At 53.6% G+C, this 18,320-nt stretch carries 12 protein-coding genes and 2 pseudogenes; 2 read left to right on the top strand and 12 right to left on the bottom strand.

What is annotated here, in order from left to right:
- Nucleotides 1-40 precede the first annotated feature (40 nt).
- From IB144_RS27305 to IB144_RS27255, 11 genes are all read right to left on the bottom strand, one after another.
- Nucleotides 41-1,255, bottom strand: coding sequence for an ABC transporter permease (locus IB144_RS27305; protein ID WP_025999345.1), 1,215 nt, complete (start codon nt 1,253-1,255; stop codon nt 41-43).
- On the bottom strand, nt 1,245-1,970 hold the full coding sequence (locus IB144_RS27300; RefSeq protein ID WP_023288357.1) for an ABC transporter ATP-binding protein: 726 nt from the start codon (nt 1,968-1,970) through the stop codon (nt 1,245-1,247). The genes IB144_RS27305 and IB144_RS27300 overlap by 11 nt, the downstream gene beginning before the upstream one ends.
- Complete coding sequence (locus IB144_RS27295) at nt 1,970-3,937, bottom strand: vWA domain-containing protein (protein WP_149359017.1); 1,968 nt, start codon at nt 3,935-3,937, stop codon at nt 1,970-1,972. Before IB144_RS27295 ends, IB144_RS27300 begins: the two co-directional genes overlap by 1 nt.
- The gene (locus tag IB144_RS27290; RefSeq protein WP_017901258.1) at nt 3,934-4,953 is read right to left on the bottom strand and encodes a hypothetical protein; all 1,020 of its coding nucleotides are present in this window, start codon (nt 4,951-4,953) and stop codon (nt 3,934-3,936) included. Before IB144_RS27290 ends, IB144_RS27295 begins: the two co-directional genes overlap by 4 nt.
- The gene (locus tag IB144_RS27285) at nt 4,947-7,661 is read right to left on the bottom strand and encodes a virulence factor SrfC family protein (protein ID WP_149359018.1); all 2,715 of its coding nucleotides are present in this window, start codon (nt 7,659-7,661) and stop codon (nt 4,947-4,949) included. The genes IB144_RS27290 and IB144_RS27285 overlap by 7 nt, the downstream gene beginning before the upstream one ends.
- Nucleotides 7,661-10,729, bottom strand: a complete 3,069-nt coding sequence (locus IB144_RS27280; protein WP_023288355.1) for a virulence factor SrfB — start codon at nt 10,727-10,729, stop codon at nt 7,661-7,663. Before IB144_RS27280 ends, IB144_RS27285 begins: the two co-directional genes overlap by 1 nt.
- A 17-nt stretch (nt 10,730-10,746) precedes the next feature.
- Nucleotides 10,747-12,195, bottom strand: a complete 1,449-nt coding sequence (locus IB144_RS27275; RefSeq protein ID WP_023288354.1) for an SrfA family protein — start codon at nt 12,193-12,195, stop codon at nt 10,747-10,749.
- A 49-nt stretch (nt 12,196-12,244) separates the two neighbouring features.
- Nucleotides 12,245-13,357, bottom strand: a complete 1,113-nt coding sequence (locus IB144_RS27270) for a tellurite resistance domain protein (protein ID WP_223168874.1) — start codon at nt 13,355-13,357, stop codon at nt 12,245-12,247.
- Nucleotides 13,358-13,438: 81 nt separating this feature from the next.
- Nucleotides 13,439-13,921, bottom strand: a complete 483-nt coding sequence (locus IB144_RS27265; RefSeq protein WP_023288353.1) for a hypothetical protein — start codon at nt 13,919-13,921, stop codon at nt 13,439-13,441.
- Nucleotides 13,922-14,000: 79 nt separating this feature from the next.
- Nucleotides 14,001-14,738, bottom strand: a complete 738-nt coding sequence (locus tag IB144_RS27260) for a glycine zipper domain-containing protein (protein WP_025999344.1) — start codon at nt 14,736-14,738, stop codon at nt 14,001-14,003.
- Between the two features lie 420 nt (nt 14,739-15,158).
- A protein-coding gene (locus tag IB144_RS27255; protein ID WP_223343773.1) for an IS1 family transposase occupies nt 15,159-15,856 on the bottom strand; the annotation gives its coding sequence in 2 pieces (ribosomal slippage) (nt 15,159-15,607 and nt 15,607-15,856; 699 coding nt in all).
- A gap of 62 nt (nt 15,857-15,918) precedes the next feature.
- Between IB144_RS27255 and IB144_RS27250 the strand changes: the two are divergent.
- Nucleotides 15,919-16,083: pseudogene (locus tag IB144_RS27250) on the top strand (transposase); the annotation flags it as partial.
- A gap of 18 nt (nt 16,084-16,101) precedes the next feature.
- On the opposite strand, the gene IB144_RS27245 reads toward IB144_RS27250, so the two are convergent.
- A complete protein-coding gene (locus IB144_RS27245; protein ID WP_004213807.1) occupies nt 16,102-17,070 on the bottom strand; it encodes an IS110 family transposase in 969 nt (322 codons plus the stop codon).
- A gap of 167 nt (nt 17,071-17,237) precedes the next feature.
- Between IB144_RS27245 and IB144_RS27240 the strand changes: the two are divergent.
- Nucleotides 17,238-18,313, top strand: a pseudogene (locus tag IB144_RS27240) (IS3 family transposase); the annotation flags it as partial.
- Between the last annotated feature and the right edge of the window lie 7 nt (nt 18,314-18,320).

Genomic DNA, 18,320 nt, shown 5'->3' with positions numbered 1-18,320 from the left:
CGCTAAAATAGATGCTTAGGGCAAATTAAAAAAATAAGGGTTATGCCTCGCGCAGGCTCTGCGCAGGTTCAATATGGATCGCGCGCCAGGCACCGATACCGGCAACCAGCGTCGCCACAACCAGCGTCAGTAAGAGGGCGATAAGGCCGTGTAAGGGCGTTATCTTGCAAATCATCTGACCGGTGGCCTGGCTTGTGGACAGCGCCCGGTTAAATATCTGGCTGGCTAAAAAATAGATGCCAAAACCGCCGATATAGGCCATCAGGCTGAGCAAAGCGCCCTGACTAATGACGTAAACGCCTACGGCTGGTCGCGTGAAGCCCAGCAGACGAAGTACCGCAATATGCTTACGTTTACGATCAACATTGGCGATAAACGAGCCGATTAACGAGGCGATACAGCCAATGAGCGCGGTGATGGCGATCGTGTTAAAGATGATGCCCAACACACGGTTAATGCTTTTTACATTCTCAATATCCGCCAGCCGACTGGTGGTTTCGATGCGTTGGGCGCGCAAATCGCGTTCAAGGCTGGCGACATGGTCAATATCGCGTGCGTACAACCTTGCGCGGGCGTAGCGCGGCGCGTTACCGTTAAGCTGAGCGCCGCTGGCGACCCCTAACGCTGTTACCGCATAGCCATCGCGAAAATGTTCAAGAGCCATTAATAACGCGGGGCGGGTAAAGATAGCGGGGCGATTAAAATAGGTGGCTGGCAAAATCCCCACCACGGTCACGCGCTTACGTCCCCATTCGCGGCGTTCATCGAGCATACGACTCACGCGTAACGTGAGCGTATCACCGGTTTTCACCGCCAGCTTGCGTGCCGCTTCCTGAGTAATAACAACTTCATGGTCATGATGGAGCACCTGCGTGCCGAGCAAAGGATCGCCAGCCTCTGTCGGAATGACTTCCGCATTTTCAATAAAATGTGTGCTGTCCGTCTGCAAGTCAGTCAGCGTATTGAGCGAGCGCGTTTGCCCGATGGCGAAGCCGACATCAGGCCGCTGCCGTAGCTGCGTAATCCAGTGCTGATCGTAGCTTCCGCTGCTCAACATGCGGATCTCCAGATTGCGGGGATCGTTGGCCAGATCGTTTTGTAACTGGTTCACAATGCCAAAGCGCAGGCCAAAAAGGAGCAGTAAAGGGGCGATGACCGCAACAAGAGAGGAGACGATGCAAAAAGAGATGATGCGATCGTGCCACAGGTCTTGCATTGCAAGGCGACCGAGCAGTCTTGCACGATTAAAGGACAAAGTAAGTACCTCCCCGTTCGCTCTGTGATGACGCCGTCAGCGATTCTGGCTGCGCAGCTAAACAGGGTAAATTGAAGTGTTTGACCAGAGGCCAGTCATGGCAAACGACCAGCGCCATCATGTCTTCCTGACGGACTAGTTCGATAAACAGGCTAAATAATTTCTGGGCATTGTAGGGATCGAGCGCCGCCGTCGGTTCATCTGCCAGTACCAGCGCCGGGCGATGTAATATCGCGCGCGCAAAAGCGGTGCGCTGCCGTTCGCCAAAGGAGAGCTGGGTAGGATATTTTGCCAGTAGTGGCGACAGTTTTAGCGTTTCGATGACCCTATCCAGCATGGTGCTGTCAGGGCGGGCTCCCAGCAGCTGGCACGGCAAGAGAATATTATCTTTGACGTTCAGGTAGGGAAGGAGGCCACCGTTTTGTAATACAAAGCCAAGTTCGCGTGCCCGAATCGCAGCGAGTGTATTATGTCGCTCGCCCAGAAGCAACGCGGCAATATCCTGCTGCTGTGTCCCTTTGCTGAGCGTGTAACGCCCAATTTTGCTGGGATGCAACACTAAACCAATGGCTTCCAGAAGCGTGCTTTTACCGCAGCCGCTTTCACCCGTTACCGCCACCACCTCGCCTGGCCGCAGCGAAAGCTGCGGCAGGTAAACACGGTGAGCCTGATGATCCTGACCACGAACCACGCACAAGTCTTCAATGTGCAGCATCAGGGCATCATTTCCAGTGGGATGGGATACACGCGATCGCGCGGATCGCTACCTTGCGCCAGCTCGACCCAGCGGTCGACATCTGCATTATATTTTTGATAGTGACGCAGCTTGGATGACAGTGTGCGGATAAATTTCTCCTGTGACAGCCCATCCCAGCTTTTCCACGTTTCTTCATCGAGATTCAGCACATCGCTTTTGTAGGGAAGATCGGCCAGATACTCGCCCAGCACGCCAAGATCGCCGATGCTCGCGCTGTCTTGCTGTTTCAACTGGTTAGGATCGGTCCCCATTGTTGCCGCAACGGTGCGCAGTTGTTCAAACATCTTAGTGGGCGAGATCATCCCTTCATTAGCGGCTTTCAGAATCTGGCTGACGGCATCGCTTAAATCGCTCAGCTGTCCCTTGGTTAAGAGCACGCGAACATCTGTTGTGGGGATGTTCTGCTTAATCAGATCGCGATCGCTAATCCAGGCCTGGAACACCAGCGGGGCCTGGGTGCTGTTGCGTTTGCCCAAATAGGCTAACTGCATCGCATGCCCGATTAACGCCGTATCCTGGAGCAATTTCTGCTCCGCCGTGAGCTTTTGCCCCTCATCTTTGGCATACAGCGCGCTGCCAATGGCGGCATCCCCCATATAGGCGGCTTTCACCTGTTCCGTAATGGCTGACGCCAGGGCATCAACCTGCTGACCGAACATTTTGATATCGCCTGCATTCACCGCCTGATAAAGGTTAGATTGCGTGCTATCAAAATTGGAGAGATCGCGGTACTGGCTCTCGGCTTTGGTATGGTTTGCTTTGCCGCTGGCGGTTTTCAGGTGCAACGTATAAATAGCAATGCCGCGGTTACCGGCTTCCAGACGGAGCTGGCTGGCATCAAGGCCGGTTCCTGAAAGTTTATTGCTGCCCTCAATCGCGCCAGCATCGGTAATCAGCACCATATAGCGGGCGCCGAATGGACTCCAGTCAATGTCATCAATAGCTGATAACACGCCGGAATAGGCATCCTCGTCGTATAAAGAGCTTGAGACCTTCGCTTCTTTAAGATCGGCGACTTTCTGCAGAAAATCCGCGCCGTCCTTGACCTGGTTAGGGTCGGCGAAAATGCGGGTGTTATATTCAAGTCCCGGTACGGCTTTGGTATTTGAACGATAAGAGACCAAACCAAACTTGACCTGCCCATCCAGATGCTCTTGTTTAATTTTGTCGTAGATCTTATTGACCGCCTCTTTAGTGCGCTCAATATACGGCCCCATTGAAATGGTTGAATCGATAACGAACACCACCGAAGCGTTAAAGCCTTTCAACTGGTTTACGTCGTTATCTTGTTTTGCCGCTGCGTTATCATCCGCCTTGCTGACGGAGGCCACGTTGAGCAGGCGCGTATAGAAGCCATCTTCGGTCATGACCTCTTCGCCGCTCAGGATTGGCAGCAGATAAAATTGCTTTTGCAGATCGACAAAATATTCCGGCTCCTGGGCCTGAATACCTTCAGCGTGGCCGTCACGCTTCAATTTGGCGCGCAGCGGCGCCACCAGAGAGACAGGATCGGGGGCAGAAAGAATGTTATCCAGACTTTCTTTCTCTTTGAAAAAGAGTAACCGATCGCGGTTGGCCGGGTTGGTAAACGCCAGCGTCAACTGCATTTTCCAGTCTACGGTACAGGATTTCGGCAACCAGCCAAGGGTTTTGCCATAGCTACCCGGCCCGACTTTAAGCCAGCTTTGCCCCTTAGCCTCTTCCTTTTGATAAACATAAAGGCTGCTAAAGGCAGGCTGAAGCTGCCCATTTTCATCCCCGGCGTTGTCGCTAAGCTTACAGCCTGGCGTCGTCAGGATGCGCTGGTATAGCGTTTTCTTCCCTTCCTGAAGCAGCGGTTTATCGCCCTCGGCGGCAAAGAGGTGCCCGCTGAACAACAGGCCGCATAAGGGCAGCGCCAGACGGCAAAAAAAAGTCCGGGTCATTTTGCTAGCTCCTCAAGGCGCTGCTTAGCCGTTTGGTTCTCGGGTTCTGATTGCAGTACCGTTTCGTACCAATAGGCCGCGGTATCTTTATCCGCCTCTTTGAAACATTCGCTTGCCTGATGGTATTTCGGATCGTACTCACCGGCGTAAATCAGGGCGATTTTGGTATCGCCGCCCTGCGCGCGATTTGCGTACAGGCGCTGGGCGACGCCGCATTTCTTCGCCTCTTTCGCTGACTGGATAATGGCCAGCAGTTTATCGCTATCGAGTTTTTCCTGAACGCACGTCTGCACGAATTCAAGCTCGCTCAGCGTGTCTAAACTCTGTGCGGAACAGCCAGCCGGGGCTTTAGGCTCGGTGTTCGTCGCTTCAGGGGCGGCGGCTGCGGGGGCTTGCTGAGCTTGTACCGCCGGGACCACCTCCTGACCTTTGTCCCGGCCCATGAACCACCAAAGCGCGCCAGCAATCACCACTAAAAGCAGGATGGCGGCGATGATGAGCGGGAGGCGGGAAGCCGCAGGTTTTTGTTGCGGCTGCGGCTCGGCATGAATGGTCGGCGCAATGGTTTCAGATTCTGCGACGGGCGCTTCTACGATGGCCGCTGGTGCGGAGTCGGTTTCTGGGGTTGCCAGCATACTGCTGCTGCTGTAATTACCCGTCGCGCCCCTGGCTTCAGAAGAGAGCAACTCATCACGCACCAATTGGAGGGTGGTATTGCGCACTTCTCCTGAAGCCAGCTTGATCTGAATCTGGACCTGGCTTGCGTTTGCCAGCAAAGGGTCAAGTAGAGTAGGGCCGATACGAAAGCCGCTGCCGTTGGCCAGGGAGTAACCGCCGTTGACAGTAAACCAGTGCTGTGCAGGGCTCCAGCTGCCATCGGGCTGCAGATAGTTCTGCTCGTTATTACAAAGCGTAAAGGTCAGATCGGGCAGCACCGCAGTTTCGCCGCGCAGGCGAACCATCAATTGTGCGGTACCCGGCTCTGCCGGTTGGCAGGCGATGATTTTAGCTAGCATGGCATGTTCTCTTGTTTCAATTGGCTGATAATTTGACCAAGTTGGCGATTATGTTCGACGGAAATATCGCGCGTGGCGCTATGACCAGCGTTATCAAGTACGACGCTCATCAGGGCGGATAGCCAGTCTCCCAGATAAGAGACACCCGGCTGCGGCGCAACGGCGGCGAGCTGCGGCAGCTCGTCGTTCATCAGCGGTTTCTGGCGCAGGAAGACTTTATTTTTCTCGCCAACATAGCTGTTGGGCACCTTTTCAGGCGGTAGAGTGAGATAACCAAACCAGGCGATAAAATCACGCATAGTCAGTTGGGCGCGCAGAACCTGGCGTGCCATAAGATGTTCACGCCGCGTACCCGCTTGCTCCTGACCCGCCAGCGCGCGTTTCAGCGTGCCTTCCAGATCTAGGCGCGTGGCTGCGGTGATCAATTCTTCGCTGAGATGATTAATCAGTTCGCTGTTCATCCCCAACTGACGCCACTGCGGCGCTTGCTGCGGCAGTTCACGCAAATGCGCGACCCAGGCTTTAAACGCCTGATGGGCGAAATCATCGTCCTGGCCGACTCTTTCCTGGGCAGTTGACGCTGGCGCGTCAACCACGGCGATTTCAGCCGGTGCGTCGGCGAAGGGATCGCTGCCAAACGGGTTATCACCGAAGGGGTTGTTGCCAAATGGGCTGGCGGTAAACGCGTTTGCCGCCAGGCTGTCGCCATCGTTTGACGCTTCCGGGTTGCGGTCGCGAATGCTTAAATAGATGTTATTAAGCTCCTGCGTCGGCAGATCCAGACGATTAATTAGCTCTCCCATACTGTGGGAGCAGGCGGACAGCCCCTGCCATAGCTCTTTCGCGATGGCCTGTTTTTTCACGAGCTGCCCGTCGCCGTCTTTTTCGTACCAGCGGCCCAGGCGGCGATTGCCGGTCTCCTCGCGACACTGCTCAAGTTGTTGCTGCAAACGTGCCAGCTTGAATTCCAGATGCGCGACGCCGCGCAGCGCTTTGGTTAAGCGTCCCATGCCGCCATCGTTGAGCTCGAGCATCGCGTGCCAGGCTTTGCTCGGCTCGGTGACGTGTTGCAGCACGTTTTTAGCGCTAATGAAGGTGCTGCCCATTTCGTCGAGCTTCTGGCGATAGCGCTCGGTGATGCACGCTTCCTTGTTTCGCTCCTGTTCTGTACCGTCTTTTAGGTCGATGAACGGATTATCCAGCCCCGGTTTTCGCACCAGGAAACAGTTATTAAACGCCTGGCCGGGCGCCCATTGCTGCAGCCAATCATATTGGGCGAAACGCTCCAGCAAGGTCATGTGCAGCATACCTTCCCAGCCTTCTTTTAACTGTTCGGTGGTGAGTTGCAGACTGCTGTTGATGCGCATATCGCACATGGTGATGGCCCAGAACAGCCCAGGGTTACGGCCCTGACGTTCTTCGGCGCTTTTACCCTGCGTTTTTTCTACCCAGCGGTTTAATACCGGACCAACGTCAGCAACATCGCTCTGTTTGGCGGAGCTGGCGCACACGACCAGCGCGTTCATCTCCTGATTATCGGTGTAACGTTCAAACAGATAGGCGACTTTACCGCGCAGCAGAAGCTGGCAAATGGGATTAAGCCCCTCTCTACCGGCCTCTTCCAGTGCGGTAATTTTAAGACGCCCGCGATACCCAGGGAAGTCAAGCAGATCGACCTGCTCCACGACGCTGTCGGCCTCGACTTCCGCTAACGGGAAGATAAGCTCGGTGGTTAACGCTGCCAGTTCCGCCTGGGTTAAGCTGGCGCTGCCGATTTGCTGCTCCTCTTTCCAGTAGCGGATCTCCACGTGGCGATCCTGGCTGGAGCCTAGCCGGTTAAGGCTGTCGACGTTCATAATGCTGCCATTACTGTGATCGATAAGCGTCTCCAGCGGGGCGAACACCGTCCGGGCATGATTGAGTTTGGTCAGCACATTGGCTAATGAACGATAGGTCTCGGTGAGGGCCGGCAGTTCTCCCCACAATAAAGAAAATAGCTCTGCGCGTTCACCAGGACTCAGCGCAGGGGCAATTTTCAACACCTGCGGCCAATAGGCGTGTTCAAGTTTTTCAACCGATTTTCTGAACGAGGCGTTCAGGTAATCCCATAAGGCAACCACATCTTCCTGGCTCACGCCGTTATAGCTTTTTGCTTGTGTGGCGCGTTGCAGGAAGGGGCGCAGTCGCTCTTCAACCCTGGCTTCATCAAGTTGAAAGCTCAGCTGCTCGTGGTTGAAATCATTAAACCAGGCGTTTGCCAGAATTTTGGCCAGATCGATTTCACTGAACAGGCGCAGAGGCACAGGATAGCCCGCAGGCGCGGCGGGGGCCTGGCGGGTGAAGCGGGTGACCAGGCCGGTGGCCTCTTTACCGCCGCCGACGGGATTCACTTCTTTGATAAAGTCGACGCGCCGTTCGCCATAAAGGGCTTCCAGTGAACCATTGCTGCCAGCTGCCAATGCGGAGATGAGATAGGATTTCCCGGCCTGAGAAATGCCGAAAAAACCGAAGGTCATTGGCGTTCTGGCGACCAGCGTCAGGCTATTGGCCTGGTTACGCGTGCGGAGCAAGCTAAGGTTGAGTTTATCCGCCTCGTTGTCGAGGCGACGTGAACCGGAACGCACTGCATCAACCCAGCCAAGTGCGTCCTGACAGCCCTGAGCGATAGCTGCCCAGCCCTGAGTGAGAGATTTTTGATCGCTATTCATTATTTTTTAACACTCCCGCTATCGAGCCAGTGTCGGCTATCAATGAGCCCCGTATCGGGCATAGTATTGAGTTCCAGATCTACATCACGCTTGCTGAATGACTTATCGGTGTTGCTGGTGATATCCGCAATCATCAGCCGATCGCTGATTAAGCCCAGTTGGCGCGCCCGTTTGCCTTTGTCGATAGCCAGTCTCACTTTCAGGTACGGTGAACCGTTATCCACGGAGAAGGCGGCGGAAAACTTCTTACGGCCTTCTTCGCTAAAACGTAAGGTATAAAGCGGTGCGGCGGCCCAACGTTCGGCATCCAGTTGACGATAACCCAGCCGCAAATCGCCACGCATGATGATACTTTGCGTGGTGTTCTCGCCATTTTCGTCGGTGAATGTCGGCAATTTTATCTGCCCGTTCTCCGATTCGATATGGCGATAAACGATATCGGCACTGCGAATCAGGTTATCCATATCAATGGTGCCAATATGGCGAATCGTTGAGTAAGGCTTCAGCGCCGAGGTACGGAAATGGAAGTTAGGAATGCTGTGATTTGCGCACAGTTGCGTGAGCATCGCGCCAACGGAGGCGGTGCTCTTCGGATCGTCGATATGGCCATTTTTATGGAACGGATACCAGGTGCCGGTCTGATAACCGTGCAGAGGTAAAATACGCCCCGGCGGCAACGGCAGGTTGCGACGAATAATTGCCTGAATGCCCGGCAGCTGCGAAGGGCGGCCCGTCAGCAGTAGCAGGTCGCAATGATAATAGCTCAGCACTTCGCACAGCGCGGTTAGCACTTTATCAATGTTGAACTTACCCGAGCACAAATCGTTATGCACTCTGGCGAGCGGCAGAGTGAGCATTACCTCCGCTAGTTTGAAATCGGTCGGACCACCAGCTTTTTGTACTTCGCGGCGAACAAAGCTCTCGACTTCATCACGCAGAGAACCTACCGGCAGTAGATCGCCGACACGTTGGTTAATCACGATATGCGTTTGCTCGTCCAGCGGATCGAATTGCTCGTATTTACCCAGAATGTGCAACGCGAGGGGAACGAAGAGTTGGAGGGTGAGCTGCTGGCGCAGCACGGATTCCGCCGCGCTAATATTTTGCGAGCCGCACAGTTGAGACATCAGCGTCTCAACGGATATGACCCCCGTTTCACGCAGCGCCTGCTCAAAGGCTGGAAGCACATAGGACTGGATGACATCCAGCAGAATATCGTCGCCGGCAATTTTAAAACTGTCGCGAAAACGCTGCTGCGGGATGATATGGACGTTAGCGCCGCCCCCACTATGACCATTGCGATCGAGATGATAATCGGTGATGACCAGATCGGTGGTGCCGCCGCCGATATCGATAGATGCGATGGATATTCTTTCACGTTGCGTGCTGTCGGGTCGGCTAAGGGCGTCGAAAAACGACTCCGGGTGACCGGCAAAGTTTTGGTTTATCTCGGTGTAGAGATAAACCAACTGCGCGCAGGACGCTTCATCCCACTCGACCCTGATTTTCGGCAGCGGAATTTTAATGTTTGTCTGACTATGATCTTCTTGCTCATCCTCATAAGGATCGTTTTCGCCGTTGTGCCAGCGTAGCGCTTTCCAGACTAAACCGACCGCCTGACGCATACGGTCATCCAGTACGCAACGTTCAGCCATCGGCATACCGGGCGGCACGGTCAGAATAATATGGCGTAGCTGACGCGGAATACCTGCGTGTCCCTGACGTATGCGTTGTTCCGGGCTATTAATCTGACTAATCGCCTGGGTTAATACTTCCGCGAGCATAAAGGTCATCAGCGAGCTGCGGGAATAGCGTGGCGTAAAGACCGGGATGCGATCCATCTCATCTTCGATGGTGTGTAACGCCTCGCCCCGTTCATCGATCAGATTCGCGAACGGCGCAGCGGTGGCGAGTGGATTACTGTCCTGCACGTAGCTACCGTTGAATCGCCAGCCCTGACCGTAATATTTTTCATCCCAAAGATAACGTTTAGGGCTGGAGAGGCCGGTTGAACCTTCGCTGCCTTTTCGGCGCGCCGCTAAACGACCCGCTTCTCCGCCGATACGAGCGATCGTCGGCCACTGGAAGGCATCGTGGCGGCCGCTACGCACCGAGCAGTGATCTTTGCCGAAGAAGGCCTGTGAAAATTCGACCCGGCTTTCAAAGGGTTCGGTATAAACATGTTCCGGCGCGCTAAGATCGCGCAATTTGAGCACATAGTTGTGCTGCATACCTGAACCTGATTGCCCATGATCTTCAATGAGAATACCGCAGGTGCGTGAGTTACCGACATCGAGGATCAAATCAACGGGAATAGGCTTGATAGCGTTAGTTTCCCGATTGGCGATGACCCTGAACTGCGGCAATTCAATGATGGGGGCGGTCTGACTTTGCAAACCTTCGACGGGAATCGCCATCAGTGAAAGAAGGTTAAGGTAGTGCGCCAGCGGATACTGCTGGTTAAGCTCCTGCTCGCGTTCGTCGATATCCCGGCCTTTGCTCGCCTCTTTAAATACCTCTTTCAGCCAGTCGACAATCCACTCTTGCGTGAGATACCAGTTGAGGGCATAGGTGGCTGTCGCCACCGCAAAGGTTGCCCCGGCATTGACATCTTCCTGGTTCGGGCTGAGGTCGGCGGCGGCCTGCTGTTTGGCCATTACGCGAGTATCGATAGCCAACGTCATTCGATGGCTATGCCCATCCATATCAGGCTTGTCCAGCTTGACGATACGAAAACGCGCCCAGTTTAGCGGCCCTTCCTGATAGACGTCAGGCGGGCTGAAACGGAGTAGGGGAAGCGGCAACCATGTCCCGTCAAACAGCTTAAGACTCTGCTCAACGGGAATATCGTACTGGCTTTTAGCCTTCTCGATATTTGCCGGGCTGGGCTGATAAAAATAGTAATCACGCTGTTCGTTGTAGATTAAACGGGTCAATACGCCATTGGCTAATTTAACAAATTCACCGGCGGGCAAACGTCCTGGAGACAAACCAAAATCCATAAACTGGATCCCGGAGTCGCCTACCAGGGTTACTTGACGATCAAAAGATACAATCTCGGGCAACATAGTTATCTCGTCCCTGTTCAGGAATTAGGTTGAAGCATACGAATCGGGAAGGTTTTTTCCCCATCGTTGCTGCCAATACAATCGGCATGACCCGCGGAAGGTGATTTGCACTCGATGGTCGGCACAATAAAGTTTGAGCCATCGCTGCAGGTCATTTGCTCAGGGTTGGTAATGTTGAGCGCCCCCTGCTGCACGTTACCGTTGGCTGGGCCACGGCACGTTACGCCGCTGGACTGGCGGATGCTGACGGTGCCGTTGCCCTGGTCAAAATTATATTGCAGCTGGAGCGGGCGTCCGGTGTGCTTGTCCTGAATACCGCCATTCACGCGCCATTCGCCGTTAAGAAACTTCGCCGGGCCGTCCGGCAGGGTGGCCGGGAGGGTTAACGGTTCGCCCTGCGGCGCAACGAGCGGCGGGGCGGTTACCGGAGTCACGCCCGGAGGCGTCTGCTCGTCGTGGGTATCCTGTACGCCGGGCGGCAGTGGCGGTTCTACGCTGGCTTCATTTGCGTTAGCCGGCGGCGGCGTCGCATCGCCGTCTACCGCTCTGTCAGATGTGTCGGCAGGCATCGCGGGCACCGTTGAATCCAGCGCAGGATGCGCGTCCGCGGTTGACCCTTCCACAATGCCGGGTACGGCGCGAGCGCCAACGGCGGTTTCTGACCCCCTGATCGCCACGTCATGGGTGCTGGTGGCCGGGTGCGTAGCCACAGGTTCAGCGGTGACCGTGGTTTTATCCGCAGAAAGACCAGGGAGGCCCGGCAGGGAAAGAGAAGGAGCGCAGCCGCGGAGCAGCCCTAACAGCAGCGCCAGCAGCAGTAACGCCAAAAGTAGCCATAGCAACCAACGCCAGCGCCAGCGGCGCGTTCGAACATCAACAAAGGGCGCGGGAGCGGGTTCGACGGTTTTTTCCGTGGCGCTGGCCTGCGGCGGAACGGCCGCGAGGGCGGCGGCGGGAACGGACGATGAACTCAGCCAATGCATCGGGTGACGTTGTTCCCCTTCCGGGTGGACAAACCCCCAAAAGGTGATCACCAGCGTTCCATTAACGAGATAGACAAACTCATAATCGGGGAAATGGGTTACAGATTTTAGCAACTGGGCAAAGACCCGACGATCGCCGCCGGTTCCGCTTTGCTCCGCGTTGAGCAACTGTTCGCTTAGTGACTGCACTGCCATTCGAAACGCATTAAATTGCTGGCGCGCCGATTCTCGCTCCGCTTCGCTTGCGCCGCTCCACGGGATAACATCGCCGGGAAAACTGCTGTACCAGTCGGTTCTGTCACCGCCCTGATCGTTTTGCGGGATAGCCAGATGACGGGCCAGATCGCGCCCTGCATCAAGACGATAGATGGCTTCGCGTAGCTGGAAGGCCATCTTGAAAACAGGATAGCCCGTTTCACCCAGCGCCTTGAATGAAGAGTTATTTCCGGTACGAAGTAGTGGTCCCTGAATCGAATTTCGCATTATCTAACCCTTAAAGGCTGTAATTTGACTAAAGCCACAGTGGTGCAGGCTAATTTTTGGTCGCGCCGGGCGTCCATTTGAAACCCCAGCCATAGTGCTTATCCATCGACTCGCGGTCGGGGAAGAAACGGTCAAGGCGTTCAACCTGAATATTGCCATCGACATTTTTGAGCCTGGCGATGGCGGCGACATTATTACGCTGGTCGCTATCCGTGAGCATGGATGTAATCGGCTGCTGTTCGGGGACATAGAGGGTGACGGAGGCGTTTGTCCCTTGCCAGTTATCGGTGCCAGCGTAAATGAAGCTATAAATCAGCACCTCATCAATGTCCTGCCAGTGGCTGCCGTTGACGAAAAGCCATTCGCCATCCACGTCATTGCCTTCACGCAGATCTTCCTGCAGCAGCAGATACGGTGGCTGGTCATAGTTGCCGGGCAAATGACTCAGCGCCTCAGCGCCGCTGATTTCACCGTTTTTTAAGCGCACAAAGGCGGCAATATCGAGATCGACAGGCTCTTTGTGGTCCCCCTGCTTCCACTGCAGATTGATTTTTATCCGGCCAAAATCCTGACGTTTCTCAAGCTTCACGCTGGGATTGGTGTCAGTTAATTCGGTATGGGTTGGTGTAACAACGGGGAGCGTCACGGCCGGGCGATGTGTAAACCACCACCAGACACCGACGAGTAGGAGCAGCAGTAGCAATAATGCCAGCCAAGGAAGAAAACCGCGGCACCAGGGGATAACCACTACCGTATGGAGGGGCGCCGCTGTGCTGGCTGTGGCCCAATTGACCAACACCGGTTCGCCGCCGACGCTATAGCCGTCGAGGTGGTGTGATTGGGTGAGTAGCGTTTGCAACGCATGTACTGACTTATCTTCGCCGCGCGCGGCCAGCTGGCTGATTAACCCCGCCAGAATGTCCTGATATTGCTGACGTTTATTCTCAACAGTCAGCCGTTCGGCGTCATTCAGTGCGGAAAAAGGTTTAGCCAGCCCCTGACGTGCTGTCCACCACTCCAGGCGTCCTTCGGCATTGCGACGCGCGGTGGCATACAGCAGCGCCAGTGAAGGGGGAAGATGACGATGTATGATACCGACCGTCTCTTCATAGGTTGTCAGCGTTGCTTCATGAATCGGCGCGGCAGTTGTTAATCGTTGCATAAGCAAATCATTATTGTTGTGGGTGATATGCATGAGATGTGTATCATTGCATCTCAGACAGCCGGAACGTTTTCTGCGCTTTTAGCGGAGCGTATTTGCTTCTTCGAGAACTTTTATTTTGTGCTTGGCTTCGGCGACCTTTTTCTCAATCGCTGAAATTTCGCTGGCGCTCGTTGCCGTTTGTGACTGGCGCTGCAGCTCCTGCAATTTGGCAATTTCCTGCTGGCGTTCGCGGCTTTGAATCTTGCTTGATTTCAGTTTTGCGAGCGTCTGCGACAGATCCGAACGCACGGCATTTAGCCTTGCTTGTTCATCTGCCAGCTTTTGATTTAAGGTCTGCTGTCTGTTTTGGGTATAATCCTGCTGTTGCCTGGCCGATTCATTTTGATATTGGCTCAGGCGAACCTGCTGTTCTTTTTGATCAACCTGCTGACGATAACCACCCGACGTGGCGCAGCTCAGTTTGGTAATAAAGCTTGGATCTTGTGCGTGTAAATCACAGTCCTGGGGAGACGTAGTACAACCCGTAAGGACAAGGGCGGCAAGAAGTGCGTATTTTCTCATCAAATAATCCATCATTAGCGTCGAATAACGCTGCTTTAAGCAGTCTTAAACCGGCCGATAATGCTATCGGCCGAAAGGGTTAACCAAGGGAGATCGCCTGGCGCTGTTCATACAGCTCGTTGGTTTCTTGTTCCAGAGCAGCAATCTTGCTATTGAGATTGGCATATTCTTTGTTCAAATTTGCCAGCTTGCTTTTCTCTGCACTTGTGGTGGTCGTTTGACCTTGTAAAGCGACCTTATAGGCAGATTCTTTATCCTTCATGCCTTTCATGGTCTCTTTCATCTTGCTGATGTTGGCATCAATTTGCGCCAGCTGGGTTTTCGCACCGGCTTTATCAAATCCAGCTTTATCTTTTTGGATGCTGATTTTGGTTAAGGTGGCCTGGTTTTCGCTAATAACTTGTTTCATCGCCAGCGTCGATTTTTCAACCGCTGCGGTATCTTTGCTGATGTCGTTATCCATTGCCTGCAGACGATCGGCGGTGGAGGCATAATCTTTTTTCAGTCTGTCAAGATAGTAGTTAGCGGTCATACCTGCAGCACAGCCAGCAGCGCCACCAATTGCAGCGCCGGCAAGCGCTTTCTTCGAGTCACCTGTTAGCGCCCCTACTAACGCGCCGAGAGCTGCGCCGGATACGGCGCCTACGCCACAACCTTGTGCACCAGAAGCGCTAAAGAACTGTGATTGTTCTGTGGTGGTAAGGCGAGGATCCGGCTTTGTCCCAGACAGGAGAGAGCTTCCGGTATTGGCACAGCCTCCAAGTAATAATGCTGCGGAAATCACGATGCATGTGGTAGTTCGGTTAAATGTATTCACAATCTTTTTCCTTAAAAATAATTAAGTAACGACAAGCAAGCTGTATCAACTAAAAATTTAGAATTAGTAATGATTTTGTCCGACATTACTGATTATTGTATTAGTTATAAGATGTCAAAAGAGCTATTCAAAGAGTATTTAAATAATAAGCAATGAATTAATTGCAATGAGTTATTATGTGTTCGTAGGTATCCCGCACTGACAGCTTATGCAATTTTGATCTTGACCCTCCATCTCCGAACAGCTTATGCAATTCTGTGTTTTAGTATCACTTTATGTTGGCCTTGCTGCTGAAACACATCTTTTTCAAAAATAATCGACATTTTCGAATTCGTAGGCCTTACCATGAAACATGGGAGGATATCTCCACATAAAATATACATTCCGTGAATATATCTCAACGTCGGTAATGACTTCAACTTACGGATAGTGTTTTATGTTTAGATAATGCCCGATGACTTTGTCATGCAGCTCCACCGATTTTGAGAACGACAGTGACTTCCGTCCCAGCCTTGCCAGATACTGCCTCAGATTCAGGTTATACCGCTCAATTCGCTGCGTATATCGCTTGCTGATAACGTGCAGCTTTCCCTTCAGGCGGGATTCATAAAGCGGCCATCCGTCCGTCATCCATACCACCACGTCAAAGGCCGATAGCAGGCTCAGAAGACGCTCCAGCGTGGACATTGTGCGTTCACCAAAAACGTGGGCCACGACCGTCCTGCGTACCCTGTCATACGCGTAAAACAGCCAGCGCTGGCGTGATTTAGCCCCGACGTAGCCCCACTGTTCGTCCATTTCCGCGCAGACGATGACGTCACTGCCCGGCTGTATGCGCGAGGTTACCGACTGCGGCCTGAGTTTTTTAAATGGCGGAAAATCGTGTTGAGGCCAACGCCCATAATGCGGGCGGTTGCCCGGCATCCAACGCCATTCATGGCCATATCAATGATTTTCTGGTGTGTACCGGGTTGAGAGGCGGTGTAAGTGAACTGTAGCTGCCATGTTTTACGGCAGTGAGAGCAGAGATAGCGCTGATGTCCGGCAGTACTTTTACCGTTACGCACCACGCCGTCAGTAGCTGAACAGGAGGGACAGCTGATAGAAACAGAAGCCACGCAAGCACCTTAAAATAGTGATAGTCTTAATACTAGTTTTTAGACTAGTCGTTGGAGTCCGGATGATTGATGTTTTAGGTCCAGAGAAGCGCAGGCGGCGAAGTGTTCAGGAAAAAATCGCCATTGTTCAGCAGAGCTTTGAACCCGGAATGACCGTGTCGCTGGTCGCCCGTCAGCATGGTGTTGCTGCCAGTCAGCTGTTCCTGTGGCGTAAGCAATATCAGCAACTGTCTTGAAGGTAAAAATTATGGAGCAACGTGGTGGTACGACTCATCCCATTCTTCGTTCTTTCTGAGCATTGCGTTCAGGATGGTAAGCAGCTTACGCATACAGGCTACCAGCGCCACTTTTTTGGCCTTTCCGGCTGCAAGCAGGCGCACATAAAACGTTTTTATCACCGGATTAAAGCGGGTTGCCACAAGCGCAGCCATGTACAGTGCTGATCTTACGCCAGCCCTGCCGCCAAAAATGGTTCGCCGGCCACGCATAGTCCCTGAGTCCCGGTTGACAGGAGCAACACCTATAAGCGCACTGATTTCGCGCCGGGAGAGCGTTCCCAGTTCCGGAATCTCCGCCAACATCGCGGAAACGGTCATGGTGCCTACACCTTTGATACTGCTCAGGCGCTCAGCAATCTCTTTAAAGTGGTTACGGATGTGACTGTCCATTTCTTTCTCGAGCCTGACAAGCTCATCTTCCAGCGCTTTAATGATGGTATTAATGCTTTTCTTGTTCTGCGGATGGAATGGATGCAGTCGGTTACGCTCAGCCACCAACATCGCAATCAACTGGCGTCTGCGAACCACCATCGCAGCAAGGGCCTGACGTTCAGCATCCGGCAGTGCCCTGATAAAGCGTTTCCGCTCAGGGTGACGATTAATAACCTCAGCCATCTGCGTGAGGACTCTGGCATCAATTCGGTCGGTCTTCGCAAGATATCCCATTGCACGGGCGAAGTCACGGGCCTGCCTGGGATTGACCACGGCAACCTCAAAACCTTCGGCCTGAAGCGAACAGGCCACCGCAACTTCCAGCCCACCAGTGGCCTCCATCAGAACCAGAGCAACGGAGTGCCGTCTCAGTCCGGTAATAATCGCGTTAAAGCCATCAGAGTCATTGCTGACTGTAAACTGAGCAACATCACTGCTGGCAGCGATGTCCAGTGTGGCTTTGGAAACATCGATGCCCACACAAAGTGGATTTGGCTGACTCATTTTTACCCCTCCTTGCAAATACGTTATGGAATACGGACAACTGTTCGGGTTTCAGATGAGTGGCTCAGCGTATGCGCCAGTCGCTGATATACGGGCTTGAACCTTGGAAGGCATCGGGCTGCATACGTTTTGCCAAATCTAATCGTATTAATTTTAATCAGTCTTCAAGATACAAGGAAGGCAGTCTCACTGCTGTTGCCGCTGGTGAACAGGTTGTACCCGCGTCGGAGCTGGCATCTGCGATGAAGCAGATTAAAGAGCTGCAGCGCCTGTTGGGCAAGAAAACCATGGAAAACGAGCTGCTGAAAGAAGCCGTTGAATATGGCCGACAAAAAAAGTGGATAGCGCACGTGCCCTTGTTGCCGGAGGATGGCAAATAGGCCTCGTCAGTCGTTGCCTTCGGATCTCACGTGCGCAACTGCATGCCATAGTCAGTAGGTCGAAGAACTGGCAGGATCGCCGACGCAAGCGCAAGCCTGATGATACTGAAGCGCTGGCCCGTATCCATACTGTTATCGGCGATCTGCCCACCTATGGTTATCGTCGGGTATGGGCACTGCTACGCAGACAATCAGAAACTGACGACATGGCGGTGATCAATGCCAAACGTGTATACCTCATCATGCGTCAGAATGCGCTGCTGCTTGAGCGTAAACCGGAAATACCGCCCTCGAAGCGGGCGCATACAGGGAAAGTGGCCGTTGGAGAAAGTAACCAGCGGTGGTGCTCTGACGGCTTCGGGTTCAGCTGTGATAACGGTGAAAAACTGCGGGTCACGTTCGCTCTGGACTGTTGCGATCGCGAGGCACTTTACTGGGCGGCCAGTAACGGTGGATATGACAGTGAAACCGTGCAGGACGTCATGCTGGGTGCCGTGGAGCGTCGTTTCGGTAACAGCCTGCCGACATCCCCCGTTGAGTGGCTGACAGACAACGGTTCAGCCTACCGTTCTTATCAGACGCGTCAGTTCGCCAGAATGGTAGGACTGGAGCCTAAACATACGGCGGTACGTAGCCCGGAAAGCAACGGGATGGCAGAGAGCTTCGTGAAAACGATGAAGCGCGATTACATCAGCATCATGCCGAAACCCGACGGGTTAACAGCGGTAAAGAACCTTGCGGAGGCCTTCGAACATTACAACGAATGGCATCCGCATAGTGCGCTGGGGTATCGTTCGCCACGGGAATATCTGCGGCGGCGAACCAGTAATGGGTTAAGTGATAAAAAGTGTATGGAAATATAGGGGCCAA

This window comes from Klebsiella sp. K4 (assembly GCF_014596785.2).
Lineage (GTDB): Bacteria > Pseudomonadota > Gammaproteobacteria > Enterobacterales > Enterobacteriaceae > Klebsiella > Klebsiella pneumoniae.
Note: the sequence above shows the minus strand (reverse complement) of the source record. Positions and strands in the feature narration are given on the sequence as shown.

Coding starts and splice junctions, on each gene's coding strand:
- IB144_RS27265 (WP_023288353.1), bottom strand. CDS start 13,921: ATGAGAAAATACGCACTTCTTGCCGCCCTTGTCCTTACGGGTTGTACT.
- IB144_RS27295 (WP_149359017.1), bottom strand. CDS start 3,937: ATGACCCGGACTTTTTTTTGCCGTCTGGCGCTGCCCTTATGCGGCCTG.
- IB144_RS27285 (WP_149359018.1), bottom strand. CDS start 7,661: ATGAATAGCGATCAAAAATCTCTCACTCAGGGCTGGGCAGCTATCGCT.
- IB144_RS27300 (WP_023288357.1), bottom strand. CDS start 1,970: ATGCTGCACATTGAAGACTTGTGCGTGGTTCGTGGTCAGGATCATCAG.
- IB144_RS27270 (WP_223168874.1), bottom strand. CDS start 13,357: ATGCAACGATTAACAACTGCCGCGCCGATTCATGAAGCAACGCTGACA.
- IB144_RS27245 (WP_004213807.1), bottom strand. CDS start 17,070: ATGAGTCAGCCAAATCCACTTTGTGTGGGCATCGATGTTTCCAAAGCC.
- IB144_RS27275 (WP_023288354.1), bottom strand. CDS start 12,195: ATGCGAAATTCGATTCAGGGACCACTACTTCGTACCGGAAATAACTCT.
- IB144_RS27280 (WP_023288355.1), bottom strand. CDS start 10,729: ATGTTGCCCGAGATTGTATCTTTTGATCGTCAAGTAACCCTGGTAGGC.
- IB144_RS27290 (WP_017901258.1), bottom strand. CDS start 4,953: ATGCTAGCTAAAATCATCGCCTGCCAACCGGCAGAGCCGGGTACCGCA.